Source organism: Blautia sp. HCP3S3_D9 (assembly GCF_052063845.1).
Classification (GTDB): Bacteria; Bacillota; Clostridia; order Lachnospirales; family Lachnospiraceae; genus Blautia_A.
Map to the genome: position 1 here is coordinate 1 of NZ_JBQHWS010000280.1, position 968 is coordinate 968.

The window sequence follows — 968 nt, forward strand, 5'->3', positions numbered from 1 at the left end:
TCACCCTAGCGTAGGTGATGCGGTCGTTTGATTCTCATTGTTTTGATATATTTTTGTTACTGTTGATAACAATTAATATCGATGTCTTTTCCTATCTTGCGTTTTATGAGACACTCTCATATCTCTTAACGTTTTGTATCAAGGATATTTGATTAACTTTTAATCAAATTTCATGTATGCAGTTTTCAAGGTACAATTATCTGGGCTTTTACTTAAAACCCAATGGGCTTAAGTGGACCTTTGCCCTATGGCTCATGCTTATGAACTTTTCGGGGTTCTGGTTCATTTAAACCAGTGGGCTTAAGTGGACTCGAACCACCGACCTCACGCTTATCAGGCGTGCGCTCTAACCAGCTGAGCTATAAGCCCATCTTGAAATCTTTCGATTTCAGTGGAGATGAAGAGATTCGAACTCTCGACCCCCTGCTTGCAAGGCAGGTGCTCTCCCAACTGAGCTACATCCCCATTTGATCTGGCAGCCACCTGCTCTCCCACATCGTCTCCAATGCAGTACCATCGGCCGCTTAGGTCTTAACCGTCGTGTTCGGGATGGGAACGGGTGTTTCCCCTAAGCGCATCACTACCAGAAATATTGTTATTCAGTTTCCCTTGATAACTCAACAGTAAAACACATTCTTTACTCTACTTCTTCTTCCGTTTTAGTTGGATTGATTCAGCCGTTTTCACAGCCTACTGTATCCAATTCCGTTTTAGCCGGATTGATTCAGCTGTATTTACAACCTACTTTTCCAACATTCCTTAGAAAGGAGGTGATCCAGCCGCACCTTCCGATACGGCTACCTTGTTACGACTTCACCCCAGTCATCGGTCCCGCCTTCGGCAGCTCCTCCCTTTCGGTTAGGTCACTGACTTCGGGCGTTACTGACTCCCATGGTGTGACGGGCGGTGTGTACAAGACCCGGGAACGTATTCACCGCGGCATTCTGATCCGCGATTACTAGCGATTC

Annotated in this window: 2 tRNA genes and 2 rRNA genes; all 4 read right to left on the reverse strand. The window is 45.8% G+C overall.

The features are described from left to right. Positions 1 to 295: 295 nt before the first annotated feature. Positions 296 to 369, reverse strand: a tRNA-Ile gene (locus ACTNES_RS20880). 23 nt (positions 370 to 392) lie between these two features. Next, positions 393 to 465 (reverse strand) — tRNA-Ala (locus ACTNES_RS20885). Between the two features lie 5 nt (positions 466 to 470). Next, positions 471 to 588 (reverse strand): 5S ribosomal RNA (gene rrf, locus ACTNES_RS20890). A 175-nt stretch (positions 589 to 763) separates the two neighbouring features. Beyond that, positions 764 to 968 (reverse strand): 16S ribosomal RNA (locus tag ACTNES_RS20895); the annotation flags it as partial.